Origin of the sequence: Dethiobacter alkaliphilus AHT 1, from assembly GCF_000174415.1 — a bacterium.
GTDB lineage: Bacteria > Bacillota > Dethiobacteria > Dethiobacterales > Dethiobacteraceae > Dethiobacter > Dethiobacter alkaliphilus.
Genome location: NZ_ACJM01000007.1, coordinates 155361 through 170190 on the forward strand (window position 1 = coordinate 155361; position 14830 = coordinate 170190).

16 protein-coding genes and 1 pseudogene are annotated in these 14830 nt (G+C 54.2%); 3 read left to right on the forward strand and 14 right to left on the reverse strand.

The window, feature by feature from the left end; all coding sequences use genetic code 11:
* Nucleotides 1–22: 22 nt before the first annotated feature.
* The 6 genes and pseudogenes from DEALDRAFT_RS08310 to DEALDRAFT_RS08335 all read right to left on the reverse strand — a co-directional run bounded on the left by DEALDRAFT_RS08310 (nt 23) and on the right by DEALDRAFT_RS08335 (nt 4421).
* Nucleotides 23–478 (reverse strand): deoxycytidylate deaminase, encoded by a 456-nt coding sequence (locus DEALDRAFT_RS08310; RefSeq protein ID WP_040378723.1) that lies wholly within the window; start codon nt 476–478, stop codon nt 23–25.
* Between the two features lie 13 nt (nt 479–491).
* Nucleotides 492–1114: pseudogene (upp, locus tag DEALDRAFT_RS08315) on the reverse strand (uracil phosphoribosyltransferase).
* 4 nt (nt 1115–1118) lie between these two features.
* Nucleotides 1119–2354 carry a serine hydroxymethyltransferase gene (glyA, locus tag DEALDRAFT_RS08320; RefSeq protein WP_008516586.1) on the reverse strand — a complete coding sequence of 412 codons (1236 nt, stop codon included), beginning with the start codon at nt 2352–2354 and terminating at the stop codon, nt 1119–1121.
* 17 nt (nt 2355–2371) lie between these two features.
* On the reverse strand, nt 2372–2839 hold the full coding sequence (gene rpiB / locus DEALDRAFT_RS08325; protein WP_008516588.1) for a ribose 5-phosphate isomerase B: 468 nt from the start codon (nt 2837–2839) through the stop codon (nt 2372–2374).
* Nucleotides 2840–2894: 55 nt separating this feature from the next.
* On the reverse strand, nt 2895–3347 hold the full coding sequence (locus DEALDRAFT_RS08330) for a low molecular weight protein arginine phosphatase (RefSeq protein WP_008516589.1): 453 nt from the start codon (nt 3345–3347) through the stop codon (nt 2895–2897).
* Between the two features lie 6 nt (nt 3348–3353).
* Complete coding sequence (locus DEALDRAFT_RS08335) at nt 3354–4421, reverse strand: L-threonylcarbamoyladenylate synthase (protein WP_008516590.1); 1068 nt, start codon at nt 4419–4421, stop codon at nt 3354–3356.
* A gap of 203 nt (nt 4422–4624) precedes the next feature.
* Here DEALDRAFT_RS08335 and larB point away from each other — a divergent pair, with 203 nt between their 5' ends.
* Both larB and larC read left to right on the forward strand, forming a co-directional pair.
* On the forward strand, nt 4625–5383 hold the full coding sequence (larB, locus tag DEALDRAFT_RS08340) for a nickel pincer cofactor biosynthesis protein LarB (protein ID WP_008516591.1): 759 nt from the start codon (nt 4625–4627) through the stop codon (nt 5381–5383).
* Nucleotide 5384: 1 nt separating this feature from the next.
* The gene (gene larC, locus DEALDRAFT_RS08345; protein WP_008516592.1) at nt 5385–6560 is read left to right on the forward strand and encodes a nickel pincer cofactor biosynthesis protein LarC; all 1176 of its coding nucleotides are present in this window, start codon (nt 5385–5387) and stop codon (nt 6558–6560) included.
* A 210-nt stretch (nt 6561–6770) separates the two neighbouring features.
* Here the strand turns inward: larC and larE are convergent, their stop codons facing one another.
* The 6 genes from larE to sigG form a co-directional block, all read right to left on the reverse strand.
* Nucleotides 6771–7571 carry an ATP-dependent sacrificial sulfur transferase LarE gene (gene larE / locus DEALDRAFT_RS08350; protein WP_008516593.1) on the reverse strand — a complete coding sequence of 267 codons (801 nt, stop codon included), beginning with the start codon at nt 7569–7571 and terminating at the stop codon, nt 6771–6773.
* Nucleotides 7572–7586: 15 nt separating this feature from the next.
* Entirely contained in the window at nt 7587–8744 is a 1158-nt protein-coding gene (locus tag DEALDRAFT_RS08355) for a YibE/F family protein (protein WP_008516594.1), read from the reverse strand.
* 10 nt (nt 8745–8754) lie between these two features.
* A complete protein-coding gene (locus DEALDRAFT_RS08360; protein ID WP_040378724.1) occupies nt 8755–9201 on the reverse strand; it encodes a Fur family transcriptional regulator in 447 nt (148 codons plus the stop codon).
* Between the two features lie 13 nt (nt 9202–9214).
* Nucleotides 9215–10819 (reverse strand): Na/Pi cotransporter family protein, encoded by a 1605-nt coding sequence (locus DEALDRAFT_RS08365; protein ID WP_008516596.1) that lies wholly within the window; start codon nt 10817–10819, stop codon nt 9215–9217.
* A gap of 116 nt (nt 10820–10935) precedes the next feature.
* Nucleotides 10936–11514, reverse strand: coding sequence for a stage II sporulation protein R (spoIIR, locus tag DEALDRAFT_RS08370; protein WP_008516597.1), 579 nt, complete (start codon nt 11512–11514; stop codon nt 10936–10938).
* Nucleotides 11501–12307 (reverse strand): RNA polymerase sporulation sigma factor SigG, encoded by an 807-nt coding sequence (sigG, locus tag DEALDRAFT_RS08375; protein ID WP_008516599.1) that lies wholly within the window; start codon nt 12305–12307, stop codon nt 11501–11503. The genes spoIIR and sigG overlap by 14 nt, the downstream gene beginning before the upstream one ends.
* 188 nt (nt 12308–12495) lie before the next feature.
* Between sigG and nikR the strand changes: the two genes are divergently transcribed.
* Entirely contained in the window at nt 12496–12915 is a 420-nt protein-coding gene (gene nikR / locus DEALDRAFT_RS08380; protein WP_008516601.1) for a nickel-responsive transcriptional regulator NikR, read from the forward strand.
* Here the strand turns inward: nikR and prmC are convergent.
* Together prmC and prfA are read right to left on the reverse strand one after the other, a co-directional pair.
* A complete protein-coding gene (gene prmC / locus DEALDRAFT_RS08385; RefSeq protein ID WP_008516603.1) occupies nt 12907–13758 on the reverse strand; it encodes a peptide chain release factor N(5)-glutamine methyltransferase in 852 nt (283 codons plus the stop codon). The genes nikR and prmC overlap by 9 nt on opposite strands.
* Nucleotides 13755–14825 carry a peptide chain release factor 1 gene (prfA, locus tag DEALDRAFT_RS08390; RefSeq protein WP_008516604.1) on the reverse strand — a complete coding sequence of 357 codons (1071 nt, stop codon included), beginning with the start codon at nt 14823–14825 and terminating at the stop codon, nt 13755–13757. The genes prmC and prfA overlap by 4 nt, the downstream gene beginning before the upstream one ends.
* Between the last annotated feature and the right edge of the window lie 5 nt (nt 14826–14830).

Genomic DNA, 14830 nt, shown 5'->3' on the forward strand with positions numbered 1-14830 from the left:
TCTCACCTCAACAGCGCGGAGACTAACAGGCGCTCGGTTCTTCCAGATAACGGACCGTCACTCCAGCTTCATCCAGGAGGGCGGCGGCCATGGTATCCGGGTAGGTTTTGACAATGACTACTTCCTTCATGCCGGCGTTAATAATCATTTTTGCACACATTACACAAGGGTGTGTGGTGCAGTACAGGGTGGCGTGCTGAATTGAGACGCCGTACAGGGCCGCCTGCAGGATAGCGTTTTGCTCGGCATGCAGCGCCCGGCACAATTCATGACGTTCACCGGAGGGCACCTGTTGTTGTTCTCGGATACAGCCCACGTCCTGGCAGTGAGCCAGGCCGCTGGGGGCACCGTTGTAACCGGTGGCCAGAATCCGTTTGTCTTTAATAATCAAAGCACCTACTTTGCGGCGCAGGCAGGTGGACCGGCCTGCCACCACATGGGTAATTTCCATAAAATATGCATCCCAGGATGGTCTCATACTCTTTTCCCCTTTACACCGTACCGTAGAGCCGGTCTCCGGCATCGCCCAGTCCGGGCATAATGTAGCCCTTTTCGTTTAATTTTTCATCCAGCACTCCTAAAAAGAGCCGTACGTCGGGATGTTCCCGCTCCAGCCGGGCCACCCCTTCCGGGGCGGCGATGATGGAGAAAAGGGAAATATCTTCGGCACCATACTCCCGCAGGATGTTGAGCGCCTCACAGACGGAACCGCCGGTGGCCAGCATGGGGTCAAGCACCCAAACCGGACGTCCGGCCATGGGGGGCAGCTTCACCAGATAACGGATGGGCTCTAAAGTATCATGGTCACGCACCAGTCCCACGTGTCCCACCGGAGAGGTGGGCAGCTGCTTTAGAAGGGGATCGGCCATGGCCAGCCCGGCACGCAGCACCGGCACCAACACCGGCGGAGGTCCGTCCAGCACCGGGCACTGGGTTATGGCCAGCGGCGTTTCCACCTGTTTGGTGGTGCGGGGCAGGTCTTGGCCACTTCATAGAGCATCAGCGTGGTCACTTCTTCCACAAGCTGGCGAAACAGCGCCACAGGAGTGGTGCGGCTGCGCAGCTTGGCCAGTTTGCCATCAATCAGGGGGTGGTCAAAAATAAATGTGCTCATCTGCTCACTGGTAGATTGCAAAAGCGGCACAGAGCTCTTTTACCTGCTCTTTGACCCGCGCCTTTACAACCTCATCTCCTATATTATGCAATATATCGGCAATCATGTCCGCTATTTTCTCCATTTCATCTTCCTGCATACCCCGGGAGGTAACGGCGGGAGTGCCGATACGCAACCCGCTGGTAACAAAGGGGCTTTCCGTGTCAAAGGGCACCGTGTTTTTGTTGGCGGTGATTCCCACCTCATCCAAAACTTCCTCGGCCTGCTTGCCGGTCAACCCTTTATTGCGCAAATCCACAAGCATCAGATGGTTATCGGTACCGTCGGAGACCAGGTTAAAACCGTGTTTTTTCAGCCGGGAGGCAAAGGTTTTGGCATTGGCCACCACCTGGCGGGCATAAGTACCAAATTCAGGCTGCAGTGCTTCCTTAAAGCTCACCGCTTTGGCGGCAATGACATGCATCAGCGGGCCGCCCTGCAGTCCGGGGAAAATGGCCTTGTCTATTGCTGCGGCATACTCCTGGCGGCAGAGAATCAGGCCACCCCTCGGGCCGCGCAGTGTTTTATGGGTGGTGGAGGTAACAAACTCCGCGTGGGGAATGGGAGTGGGATGGAGCCCCGCCGCCACCAGGCCGGCAATATGAGCCATGTCTACCATCAGGTAGGCGCCTACCTTATCGGCAATCTGGCGAAACGCTGCAAAGTCGATGATGCGGGCGTAGGCACTGGCACCGGCCACAATCATTTTCGGCTTGTGCTTGGTGGCCAACGCTTCCACTTCGTCATAATCAAGATAACCGGTTTCGCGGTTTACCCCGTAGGAATAGATGTTGAAATACTTGCCGGAAATATTAACCGGGCTGCCGTGGGTCAGATGTCCGCCGTGGGACAAATTCATGCCCAGCACGGTGTCACCCACTTTCAGTGCCGCCAGAAATACCGCCATATTGGCGCTGGCTCCGGAGTGGGCCTGCACGTTGGCATGCTCTGCGCCAAAGAGCTCCACAGCGCGCTTGCGGGCCAGAGTCTCCACCTCATCCACAAATTCGCATCCCCCATAGTAGCGTTTGGAGGGATACCCTTCTGCGTATTTATTGGTCAGCACAGACCCTTGTGCTTCCAGCACCGCCTGGCTGACATAGTTCTCTGAAGCAATAAGTTCAATTCCGCTTTGCTGCCGGTGATGCTCCTTTTCAATGGATTGAGCAATCTCCGGATCAAAAAGACTTAATGTGGACATCTGCTGCGTATTCCTCCTTAGTGACCGGACTTATCCGGATCCAGAAACCTGGCTTCAATTTCTTTTATTTTTTCCACACGGCAGGCGTGGCGCCCACCGGCGTATTCACCCTGTAAAAATGCTTCCACAACTTCAATGGCCAGTCCCCGGCCGATGACCCGCTCACCCATGGTCAGCACATTGGCATCGTTGTGCTCCCGGGTCATGCGGGCGGAAAATGTATCATGACAGTGGGCGGCCCGAATTCCCGGCACTTTATTGGCCACCATGTTCACACCGATTCCGGTGCCGCAGCAGAGAATACCCAGATCATACTCACCCTGGGCCACCGCTTCGGCCACCAATATGGCAAAATCGGGATAATCCACCGATTCTTCAGTCAGTGTACCGAAGTCTTTGTATGTATAACCCTTTTCCTTCAGATATTCGGCAATGTGTTTTTTTAGTTTAAAACCGCCATGATCACTGGCAATGGCAATTTTCATCTAAAATTCCTCCTCGGCTTGTATTCGCTTTGCCCATGGGAAAATCCTGCGTCGCTTATTTTGCCAACTTTTCCACCAGGCGGGGCATGAGTCCCTCCAACTCCCGGGCAGCATGACTATACTCTGCAGGTCCCCCACCAAAGGGGTCGGCTACGTCACCGTCCTCACCCACAAATTCTTTTAATACGTATACTTTAGAGGCTGCCTGCGGCGCGGCGGAAAGCAGCGCCTGCTTATGGGTCCGGGTCATCACCAGCACCAGGTCCGCTTCAGCAAGCAGCTCCTCTGTCAGCAGCCTGGACTGGTGAAGGGATAAGTCCAGGCCCATCTCCCGGGCCACAGCCATGGCCCCGGCGCTGGCGGACTGGCCGGAAAAAGCCTGCATTCCGGCGGAATCCACAACCCAGTCGGTTACATTGGCTCTTGCCAGCGCAGCAGCGGCCAGCACCTTGGCCAGCGGGCTGCGGCAGGTATTGCCGGTGCAGACAAAGAACAGTTTTTTCTTCACATCAAATCACTCCAAACACAAAACTCTTGGTCCGGCGGCTTTTGCCATCCGGTTCATCAGGGCAAAGCCCATGCCTTCATCATTATACCCTTCGGCTAAAATCACATCACAATCTGTTTCATCCAGGCGCCGCAGGGCACTATATAAATTAGCGGCCAGCTCTACAGGCCTGTCCCGCTCGCCCAGCACTTCCACCGCATCGGCGGTAACCCGGTTCGACAGCTCCCGGGAAAGAAGCAGCCCTACTTTCTGACTCTGGGCCCAAAACTCATCCCGCATCGCTTGCATCTTTTCGGCCACCGCTTCGGGCTTTCCCAAAAGCAGATACATTGGCGCCTGCGGTGCGTAATGGGTATACTTAAGGCCCGGGGAAGGCGGTGCATCTCCGGACTGTTCCTGCCAGGCGGCCACGGCACAAACCTTTCCCAGCACCTGTGTTATCTGCTCCGGTGTGACTCCGCCGGGGCGCAGCACCACCGGCTGGCCGTTTTCTATGGACAACACCGTGGATTCCACCCCCACGCCGCAGGGTCCGCCGTCAACCACCGCATCGATGCGGCCGTCCAGATCATCCAGCACATGTCCGGCGGTGGTGGGGCTTGGCCGTCCCGACAGATTGGCACTGGGGGCGGCCACCGGCACGCCCGCTGTCTTTAAGAGCGCCAGCGCCACCGGATGATCCGGTATGCGCACCGCCACGGTCTTTAGTCCTCCGGAAACCTCACGGGGCACAATCTCCTGTTTTGGCAATACCAGCGTCAGCGGCCCGGGCCAAAAATGCTTGGCCAGGCACCAGGCCTCCGGCGGTATGTTTTGCGCCAGCTCCCGAATTTTATCCGCCCTGTCCACATGAACGATGAGGGGATTATCGGAGGGCCGGCCTTTGGCATTAAATATCTTTTCCACAGCAGGGCCGTTTAGGGCGTTGGCGCCCAAACCATAGACCGTTTCTGTGGGAAAGGCCACCAGTCCGCCGCCGGCCAGGATGCGCCCGGCCTGGGCAATTTGCTCTTGTGCTTTGTTTATGTCACGGGCGTCTATCACCCGGGTATGCAGTTTCTTTTCCCCTGCCACAAAAAAACCTGCTTTCCTGCGTATTAAACATAAATGCCATAAAAATCATGTTTTCGACAGCTTTACCACAAATTCCTTTAATATTTAGCTTGCCCCAAAATTCTTCATTAAGTTTTAACCTCTTCCATTTTTTCTGCTTTATGATAAATTATTATATACCAGATGGTGTAATAAACGAAATAGCCACTTACGGAGGATAAAAAATGGACAAAAAGCATTTACGCACACTACTGTGTCATGTGGAAAACGGAGATTTAAAAGTGGATGAAGCGTTGGAGCGCTTACGGCACCTGGCCTATGAAGACCTGGGCTTTGCCAAGGTGGATCATCACCGCTGCCTGCGCCAGGGCTTTCCTGAAGTAATTTTTTGCCCGGGCAAAACCACCGAACAAATCGTACAAATTGCCCAACGGATGGCCGACACCACCGCCAATGTGCTGGCCACCCGGACCACACCGGAGGTCTTTGCCGCATTAAGCGAGGTTTTTCCCGATGCGGAATACCATGAACTGGCCAAAGCGGTGGTGGTAAACCGGGATCAGACAGACTGCGGCCGGGGGAAGGTGCTGGTGGTTGCGGCCGGGACCGCCGATTTGCCGGTGGCCGAAGAAGCGGCACTTACCGTCGAGGTGATGGGCAGTCGGGTGGAACGTTTGTATGATGTGGGGGTGGCCGGCATCCACCGGCTCTTTGATAACCACGACAAACTGATGTCGGCCAACGTGCTGGTGGTGGTGGCGGGCATGGAAGGGGCGCTGGCCAGCGTGGTGGGCGGCCTGGTGGATAAGCCCATCATAGCAGTACCCACCTCAGTGGGCTACGGCGCCAATTTTGGCGGGCTGTCCGCTCTGCTTACCATGCTTAACTCCTGTGCCACCGGGGTCAGCGTGGTAAACATTGACAACGGGTTTGGCGGCGGCTACAGTGCCGCGCTGATTAACCGCGTGCAACTGGAGGAATAACATGAAAATCCTGTACTTTGACTGTTTTGCCGGAGCCAGCGGCGATATGCTTTTGGCAGCCCTTTTAGATGCGGGAGCATCGGAGGAGTTTGTCAGAGAGGAACTGGCAAAACTGCCCCTGACAGATTATGAACTACAGCTTACCCGGGTGGTAAAGAAAGGAATTTCAGCCTTAAATGTCACCGTAGACGTAGCTGAAGATAAACAGCCCCACCGCCACTTTAAGGACATTGCCGCTATGCTGCAAAATTGCGGCCTCACTCCGGAAGTTATGGAGATGAGCCTGGGAATTTTTCGCCGCCTGGCGGAAGCCGAAGGCAAGGTCCACGGCAAGGAACCTGAAGCTGTCCACTTTCATGAAGTGGGCGCGGTGGATTCCATTGTGGACATAGTGGGCATAGCCGCAGCATTGTTTAGCCTGGGGGCAGACAGGCTTTACTCATCGGCTCTGCATACCGGCAGCGGCTTTGTGCGCTGCGCCCATGGGGAACTGCCGGTACCGGCGCCGGCCACCCTGGAGTTGTTAAACGGCTTCCCGGCTTATTCCCGCGGCATTGAAACCGAACTGTTAACCCCCACGGGAGCAGCGGTGCTCACCACAGTGGCCGAGTTTTCCCACCTGCCGGCCATGACCGTTACCGGCAATGGTTACGGTGCAGGCAAAAAAGATTTGCCCATGGCCAACCTGCTGCGGGTGATTGTGGGAGAAACAAAAGAAAAAAGCGCCTATGTAACGGAAAAAGCGGTGGTTTTGGAAGCAAACATCGACGACATGAACCCGGAGTTTTTTAGTTATATAACCGGCAAATTATTTGACTGTGGCGCCCTGGATGTAACGCTGCAGCCGGTGCAGATGAAGAAAAACCGTCCCGGCACCATGATTTCGGTGTTAACCAAAGCTGAACATGCCGAGGACTTAGCGCAAATTCTCTTTTCTGAAACCACCACACTGGGCATCCGCCGTTTCAAAGCAGACAAACTGATGCTGCCTCGCCGCCGACAGGAAGTGGAGACTGAATACGGCCCGGTAAGAATAAAAATCGCCGAACTAAACGGCGAAATTATCAACGCGGCCCCGGAATACGAAGACTGCCGGAATCTGGCCGAAAAAACCAACACACCCCTTAAAACCATCTACCAGGCAGCCCAAAACGCCTGGAACCAACAAATAAAATAAGTACAAAACAGGGACGGACCTTTTTTTGCACTCAGATGGTATCCATTCCTCCCGAAACAAAAAGAATGCCTTATCATCATTTGATAAAGGCATTCTTTCATTTGCTGACTATCCCTGTCGATTTAATTTTTTTGTGATGCACATTTGCATAGGAAGCATGCAATATTTTGCATTTTTTTGCGAAAAAAGGTCCGTCCCCAATTTGCGGGGTTAGAGGACTTCGTTCATGGAGCCGGTGCGGTAGCCGGCTAAGTCCAGGGAGATGTAGGTGAAGCCGATTTGGCGGAAGTGCTCCACTATTTGGGGGGCGTGGGGGACGGCTTCGGCCAGTTGGGTCGGGGGCAGTTCGATGCGGGCGGTGTCGCCGTGGTGGCGGACACGCAGCTGCTCAAAGCCCAGTTTTCGCAGATAGCGTTCAGCGGCGGCCACCTGGTTTACCTTTTCTTTGGTTATGGCCTGGCCGTAGGGGAAACGGGAAGAAAGGCAGGCCATGGCCGGCTTGTTCCAGTTTTCCAGATTCAGTTCGCGGGCCAGCCGGCGCACATCTTCTTTGGTGAATCCCGCCTCTTTTAAGGGGCTGCGCACGCCCAGTTCGGCGGCGGCTTTCATGCCCGGGCGCCAGTCGCCCACATCGTCGGCGTTGGAGCCGTCGGCCACATACTGCAGCCCGTTGGCTTTGGCCACTTCGGTGAGTTTGCCAAACAGTTCATGTTTGCAGTAATAGCAGCGCTCCGGCGGGTTGTCCTGAAAGGCGGGGATGGCCAGTTCTTCCGTTTCAATGACCTGCAGGGGGACCTGCAGTTTAGCGGCTAAGCGCTCCGCCACTTCCTGCTCTTCGGACAGATAGGTTTCCGAAGCTGCGGTAACCGCCAGCACCTTGTCACCCAAAGTGCCGGAAGCCATGGCCAAAAGCACCGATGAGTCCACGCCTCCGGAGAAAGCCACCAGTACACTTCCCATTTCTTCCAATATGGTGGTAAGTTTAGCTTTTTTTTCTGTGAATTGTTCCATAATCGTCCTCCGCTCTTACTTGTTAACAGAGTTCTCCGCAGGTTTGGTGGTACGGACGGTGAGCAGTCCGGCAAACAGTGCGGTGAGCGGCACAGCGGTTACCAGGCCGATACTGCCGCTTAGCGCGCGAATCACTTCCGTGGCCACCAGGTCCATGTTAATCATGGAGGAATAACTGACCTCATAGCCCATAAACAACAACAGCAGGGACATTGAGGTGCCCAGGTACGCCAGAATAAGGGTGTTGGCCATGGTCCCCATCACATCGCGGCCCACATTCATGGCGGCACGAAACTGATCGCGAACACAGATGGCCGGATTGGCGCAGTATACCTCGTGGGAAGCGGAGGCTATGGACATGGCCACGTCCATCACAGCGCCCAGGGCGCCCACAATAATGCCGGCAAAGAGCAGGCCGCGCACATCAATGGTCCCTTCCATATACATCAGCATTTGTGCCTCTTCACTGGAAAAACCGGTGAGGTTGGCCAGATTACCCACTAAGAGAGCCAATGTTCCCGCCACCACCACACCGCCTGCTGTCCCGATAACCGCAGCCAACGTCTTGCGCTGCAGGCCGCCGATGCCAAGCAGTGTAACTAACGTTATCAGCACTGCCACCACAAGGGTGGTGGGAATGGGCGGATAGCCCTGCAAGAGTAGCGGCAATAGCACTCTGGCCACCAGGGCAATGGTCACCGTGAGAGTAACCAGCGTTAATAAGCCTTTCTTGCCGCCTGCCAGCACCAGCACCAGGACAAACAAACCAAGCACGTAGTACAGGTAGGTGTCGCGCACATAGTCCTGCAGGTAAATCTGCAGCAGGGTGCCGTCGTCGGGGTCCACTTCGCCCCAAAGGATCACCTGCCGGCCTTCTTCCACATAAATATCAAAGAGCGGATGTCCCATCAGTTCGTTGAGAATGGTATGCTGCTGGCCCTTAAAAGGGTCGCTGGTAATTTCAATGGTAACCAACTGTTCCAGTTCCACAAACTGGCTTGCCTCACCGTCCGGTTCCAAGTCCTCCACCGAAATCACCCGTCCCCGCAGGTCCACAGTGTCGGTTTCGTCGGAAAACACCGGCTCATTGGCCTGAGCCGGTGCGGCAAGAAGCAGAAATATAAGCAAAAAAAGGCCCGCATAACGCAAAGCCTGATAACTTTTCCCCGTCATGATGTCCTCCTTAAGTGTTACTTTTTGTCTTGTCACATTGGGCACAGTAGCCGTAAAACTGCACACGGTGATCAATTATATGAAAACCGTGCTCCTTTTCGATGACTGTTTCCAGTTGGTGCAAAAGATCTTCCTTAACCTCCAAGATTTGGTTGCAGTTCAGGCAGACCAGATGATGGTGATGATGCTCCGAGGAAACATGGCAGAGCTCGTAACGGCTCCGCCCATCGCCAAAGTGCAGCTTGTGCACGATATTTAGCTCTTCCAGAAGATCCAGGGTACGATAGATGGTGGCCAGGCCGATTTCCGAATCGATTTCCTTGGCCAGCGCATAGACTTCCTCCGCACTTAAGTGGGATTCGGAATTCTCCAAAAGCGCCTGCAGGACAACGCGGCGCTGCGGCGTCATTTTATGCTCTTTAAACTGTTCCCTGAACCGTTCCAGTTTTTGTTTCAATTCGTCACCCCGTTTAAACTTCACCCAACACAATCTGGGCAATGTTGGTGGCATGGTCACCGATACGTTCAAAGTTACTGAGCACATCAAGATAGATTACACCGCTGGGCGGAAAGCACACCTTATCATTGATACGGCCGATATGGGCTTTGCGCAGATTGCGCTCCAAATCGTCCACCACATCGTCCTGCTCCACAACTTCCCGGGCCAGGGCCAGATCTTCCTTGGCAAAGGCTTCGATAACGTTGGCCAACATTTCATCCACTTTGGCCTGCATGCATTTTAGTTCTTCCATGGCTTTGTCGGTAAAAGCTAATCCTTCTTCCATCTTGATTTCTGCCAGATGGACAATATTTTGTGCATGATCACCGATGCGCTCCAGGTCATTTACAATATGCATCAAGCCGGAGACTTGCTGCGACTGTTCAATGGTCAGCGAATGCTGCGCCAACTCCGCAAGATAAATCACAATTTCTTTCTCCAGACTGTCCACCAAATCCTCTTTTTGCAGGACCTGTTGCATCATTTTGCGGTCTTTTTTGATAAAAACATGCAGCGACTCGTCCACCATTTCCCGGGCCAGGGAGGCCATGCGCAGACATTCCTGGCGCACACCACCGATGGCTATGGCAGGGGTTTTCAAGATACGCTTGTCCAAATATTTAGGGCCCATTTCCAATGCCACTTCGTCGCCGGGAATGACATGGGTTATCAGGGTGACAAAATACTTGAAGAACGGCAGCACCACCAATGTGCTTACCACGTTAAAAACAGTATGGGCATTAGCTGTCTGCCGGGTAACATCGCCGCCCAAACCGGCAATAAATTCGGTGAAAGGGCCAAAAATCAGCAAAACTATCAGCACGCCGGTTATGTTAAAGGCGATATGACCAAAGGCGGCACGCCGGGCCGGCAATGAAGCGCCGAAACTGGCCAAAAGGGCGGTGATACAAGTGCCCACATTAGTGCCTAGAATCAGGGCCACCGCCGCTGTTAAGGGCAGGATTCCCTGCAAAGACATGGCAATAATTAAACCGGTGGACGCACTGCTGGACTGCACCAGGGCGGTAAACATAGCCCCGATGAAAATACCGAAAACCGGAAATGTGCCGAACTGGGCTATCATATCCATAAAAAACGGTGAATCCCGCAGCGGGCGCATGGCATCGGACATGGTGGTCATGCCCGTAAACAATATCCCGAAACCCAGGATAGCCTGTCCCACATATTTATACAGGCGGCGCTTACCGAAAAAATTCAGCACCGCCCCCAGCCCGATGGCCGGGTAGACCAGATAATAGACGTCAAACGATACAATCTGCGCGGTAACGGTGGTGCCGATGTTGGCACCCAAAATTGTTCCCAGCGCCTGCGGCAGAGTCATCAGGCCGGCATTGGCAAAGCCCACCACCATTACCGTGGTGGTACTGCTGCTTTGCACCAGGATTGTAACTACAATTCCCGTCAATACGGCAATAACCGGATTTGACGTAAGTACTTCCAGAATTCTTCGCAGGCGATCACCCGCCGCTTTTTGCATTCCGGAAGCCATAAGCTGCATTCCAAAGAGAAACAAACCCAGGCCGCCCACCAACTGGATCAACATGTTCCAGACCATGCATCCTCCCAAATTGCTGCGCATATAATTTGCGCCATTTTTTCGACATCTTTTTCTCTATAGCAATCGAGTTTATTATAAAGGATGGGCAACTCTTTTTCAACAGGCAAATAATATTAGCTTCTGCCGCCAAAAAGGTTCTGCCACCATTCCAGCAGGCGGGAACGGGGTCTGGGCGTTTGTGCCCGGTCACCGGACACGGGAATGACAGAATCGTCCGACACTTCCACAAAACACAGCGGGGGAAAAAGTACGCACCACCAGTTTTCACCGCTGCCTTCACCCAGATAAATCTGCACCGCCTGATACGTTCCGGCGCGGTAGACCTGATCCCCGTACAACCGGGTGGGAAAATCGGCCTCACCCAGGGAAGCGGAGACCTGATAATTATAGCCCGCATTGTCCACCACGGAGTCGGCGGCAGCCAACACTGTGGGCAGCACCGTTTCCACTTCGGCTCTGGCCTGCTCCAGGCTGCCGGATTTCTCCACATGGTCCTGCATCACCGCCAGCACCGCATCGCGCACCTGATATTTCAGTGCCTGGTCCGCCGGCGAGTTGCTGTTGGCCCGCACATGTAACCGCAGCATGGATTCGGGCGATTCCTCCACCGGTGCTGTGGCGCCCTGAGGACGCATAAACAGCAAGGGAAGCAGGATAATACACAACACAACAGCTATTTTACGCACCGGCACTTTTGCTTCCCCCTTCTTCGGCCAGATGATGGCGAACCTGTCGCAGGGCGGATTTTTCAATCCGTGACACCTGGGCCTGTGAAATACCTATCTCATTGGCAATTTCTGTCTGTGTCCGTCCTTCAAAGAAACGGGATTCCAGGATACGCCGCTCCCGCTCACTGAGTATCTCCATGGCCTGGCGCAGTGTGATATCTTCTACCCAAATTTCGGCGCTGCTGGACTGATCACTGACCAAATCCATGACAAAAACCGGGTCCGTTGTGTCCTGAAAAACCGGGTCGTGCAGGGAAAGTGGATCGTTTATGGCCTGGTAGGCAAACACCACTTCTTCCGGCGTAATGTCCAGGTCCGCGGCTATTTCTTTTAAGGTGGGCTCCCGCAGGAGCTTGCGGGTCAATTCCTCTCTGGACTGCTGGGCCTTGTGGGCCAGCATCTTTAGCGAGCGGCTGACCCGCACCGCATTGTTGTCCCGCAGGTAACGTTTAATCTCTCCGATAATCATAGGTACCGCATAGGTGGAGAAATGAACGTTATGATCCAGAGAAAAGTTATCCACCGCTTTCATCAGGCCGATACAGCCCACCTGAAACAAATCGTCCAGGTTTTCCCCCCGGTTCTTGAAGCGCTGCAGCACACTTAATACCAGGCGCAGGTTGCCGTTAATCAATTCCTGGCGCGCATGCTCGTCTCCGCTTTGCATCTTTTTAAATAACTCCTTCATGCGGGCGCTTTTTAGGACCGGCAGCTTATATGTGTTCACTCCGGAAATGTTTACTTTTCTTACCTGCATGACTATCCCCCCTCATCTTCCTGTCCCATAGTATTGCCATAAATTTCATGCATTAAACATTTACTTTTGGGGAAACTGAAAAATCTCAGGCTAAGCCTGAGATGGGGATTGTTGCAACTTATGCAGGATTTATTATGTTTAGGGAGAAACTTTTGATACACTGTCTTTTTTGTGCTAAGGAGGAAAACATGAGCAAACTGGTCCGTTTCGGCATTTCTATGAATGAACAGCTGCTGGAAGCCTTTGATAAAAAAATTGTCTCCCAGGGCTATGCCAACCGGTCGGAGGCGGTGCGCGATTTGATCCGCAACCGTCTGGTGGAGATGGAGTGGGAGGATGAAAACCAGGAGGTGGCGGGCACCATCACCTTGATGTACGACCACCATGTGCGGGGGTTAAGCAATCTTTTAACCGAACTGCAGCATAACTGGCATGATATGATTCTTACATCCACCCATGTACACCTGGATCACCATAACTGCCTGGAAGTATTGGTTTTAAAGGGCCCGGCAGGAAGGGCCCGGGAAGTAGCCGACAAACTGATAAGTGTCAAAGGGGTTAAGCACGGTCAGCTCACCATTACGTCCACCGGCCATGAGTTACGCTAATTTTGCGGTGATTATCCGGTCAATACCCGCCAAGTCTTTGATTTGGCGGGTATTTTCGTATCCCGCCTTTAAGCAAAGCGCCGCCACCGCCTGGGCCTGGCCCATTCCCACCTCAAAGGCAAGCATTTTAGGCCGGTTTGACAAAACGTCCAGTTCCCCGGTTAAGCGGCGGTAAAAATCCAGCCCGTCTTCCCCGCCGCACAGGGCCAGGCGGGGCTCAAAGTCTTTGACGTCACACTGCAGCTTGAGGATATCGGCGGCGGAAATATAAGGGGGATTACTTACCACGGCGTCGAAATACTCGTCTGCCACCGGTGCATATAAATCACCGGCCAAAAATTCCACCCGCCCTGCCACGCCGTGGCGGGCGGCATTTTTTTGAGCTATCTCCAGTGCCGCCTGCGAAACATCCACCGCAACCACCCGTGCCTTGGGCAGCAGCTTTGCAAGGGAAACGGCCACCGCCCCGCTGCCGGCGCCAATTTCCAGGATGCGGGGACTGGTGTGGGCCTGCAGCTCCTCTGCCACCGCTTCCACCAAAAACTCCGTTTCCGGCCGGGGAATTAAGACATCCGGCGTCACAGCAAAACAGAGGCCCATAAACTCCTTTTGGCCGGCCAGGTAGGCAAAGGGTTCCCCTGTGGCGCGGCGCGCAAGCCAAGCCTGAAACTCTGCCCACTGCGGGGCGGTAAGCTTCTCCTGGTCGTGGGCATAAAGCCAGGCCGCATCACAGCCCAAAAGAGCGGTAAGCAGAAACTGCGCTTCACGCCGCGGCCGGTCAAATCCCTGGTCACGCAGTTGAAAAGAAGCCCTCTGCAGGGCTTCTTTAATGGTTATACTCATGCGTCTACCTGCTTTAACAGTTCGGCCTGCTCACTGGTGATAAGGGCATCTACCATCTCATCCAGGTCACCGTCCAAAAACTGATCCAGTTTATACAGAGTCATGCCGATGCGATGGTCGGAAACCCGGCCCTGCGGGAAGTTATAGGTGCGGATCCGCTCACTGCGGTCACCGCTGCCCACCTGGGTCTTCCGGGCTGCGGCCTGTTCCGCCGCCGCCTCTTCCTGAGCTTTCTCAAACAAACGGGCCCGCAGAACGCGCATGGCTTTGTCTTTATTTTTGTGCTGGGATTTTTCGTCCTGGCAGGAAACTACGATACCGCTGGGCAGGTGAGTAATACGCACCGCAGACTGGGTGGTGTTTACGCTCTGACCGCCGGGTCCTGAGGAGCAAAACACGTCAATGCGCAAATCGTTTTGATTAATATCCACTTCCACATCTTCAGCTTCCGGTAAAACCGCCACCGTGGCTGCGGAGGTATGGATACGTCCGCCGGACTCGGTTTCCGGCACCCGCTGCACCCGGTGCACGCCGCTTTCAAACTTCAGGCGGCTGTAGGCGCCATCGCCTTCAATGGCAAACACCACTTCCTTAAATCCGCCGATGTCGGTTTCGTTGGCATCCAGCACTTCCGTTTTCCAGCCCTGCCGTTCCGCATAACGGGTATACATACGAAACAGATCGCCGGCAAACAGCGCTGCTTCATCGCCACCGGTACCGGCCCGCACTTCCACAATAACGTTTTTGTCATCGTTGGGGTCACGGGGTAAAAGCAAAAGACGCAGCTTTTCGGTCAGCTCTTCTTTTTTTTCAGTATTGGCCGTAATCTCATCTTTTAAGAAACGGCTCATTTCTTCATCGCCGCCGTCGCGCAGCATCTCTTTGGCTTCGGCCAGATCCTGCTCCACCTGCTGATACTCGCGATAGGCATTAACAACCTCCGAGAGGCGGGAATGCTCTTTGGTCAGCTTGCGCCACTCGTCCTGGCGGGCAATGACTTCCGGGTCGCTGATAAGCTTCTCCAGCTCATCAAAGCGTTCTTCTGTGGCCTTTAATTTATCAAACATAGTTT

Bases quoted from the DNA above. Each gene is read 5' to 3' on its own strand.
- DEALDRAFT_RS08310 (WP_040378723.1), bottom strand. From the start codon at position 478: ATGAGACCATCCTGGGATGCATATTTTATGGAAATTACCCATGTGGTG.
- glyA (WP_008516586.1), bottom strand. From the start codon at position 2,354: ATGTCCACATTAAGTCTTTTTGATCCGGAGATTGCTCAATCCATTGAA.
- rpiB (WP_008516588.1), bottom strand. From the start codon at position 2,839: ATGAAAATTGCCATTGCCAGTGATCATGGCGGTTTTAAACTAAAAAAA.
- larB (WP_008516591.1), top strand. From the start codon at position 4,625: ATGGACAAAAAGCATTTACGCACACTACTGTGTCATGTGGAAAACGGA.
- larC (WP_008516592.1), top strand. From the start codon at position 5,385: ATGAAAATCCTGTACTTTGACTGTTTTGCCGGAGCCAGCGGCGATATG.
- larE (WP_008516593.1), bottom strand. From the start codon at position 7,571: ATGGAACAATTCACAGAAAAAAAAGCTAAACTTACCACCATATTGGAA.
- DEALDRAFT_RS08355 (WP_008516594.1), bottom strand. From the start codon at position 8,744: ATGACGGGGAAAAGTTATCAGGCTTTGCGTTATGCGGGCCTTTTTTTG.
- DEALDRAFT_RS08365 (WP_008516596.1), bottom strand. From the start codon at position 10,819: ATGGTCTGGAACATGTTGATCCAGTTGGTGGGCGGCCTGGGTTTGTTT.
- sigG (WP_008516599.1), bottom strand. From the start codon at position 12,307: ATGCAGGTAAGAAAAGTAAACATTTCCGGAGTGAACACATATAAGCTG.
- nikR (WP_008516601.1), top strand. From the start codon at position 12,496: ATGAGCAAACTGGTCCGTTTCGGCATTTCTATGAATGAACAGCTGCTG.
- prmC (WP_008516603.1), bottom strand. From the start codon at position 13,758: ATGAGTATAACCATTAAAGAAGCCCTGCAGAGGGCTTCTTTTCAACTG.
- prfA (WP_008516604.1), bottom strand. From the start codon at position 14,825: ATGTTTGATAAATTAAAGGCCACAGAAGAACGCTTTGATGAGCTGGAG.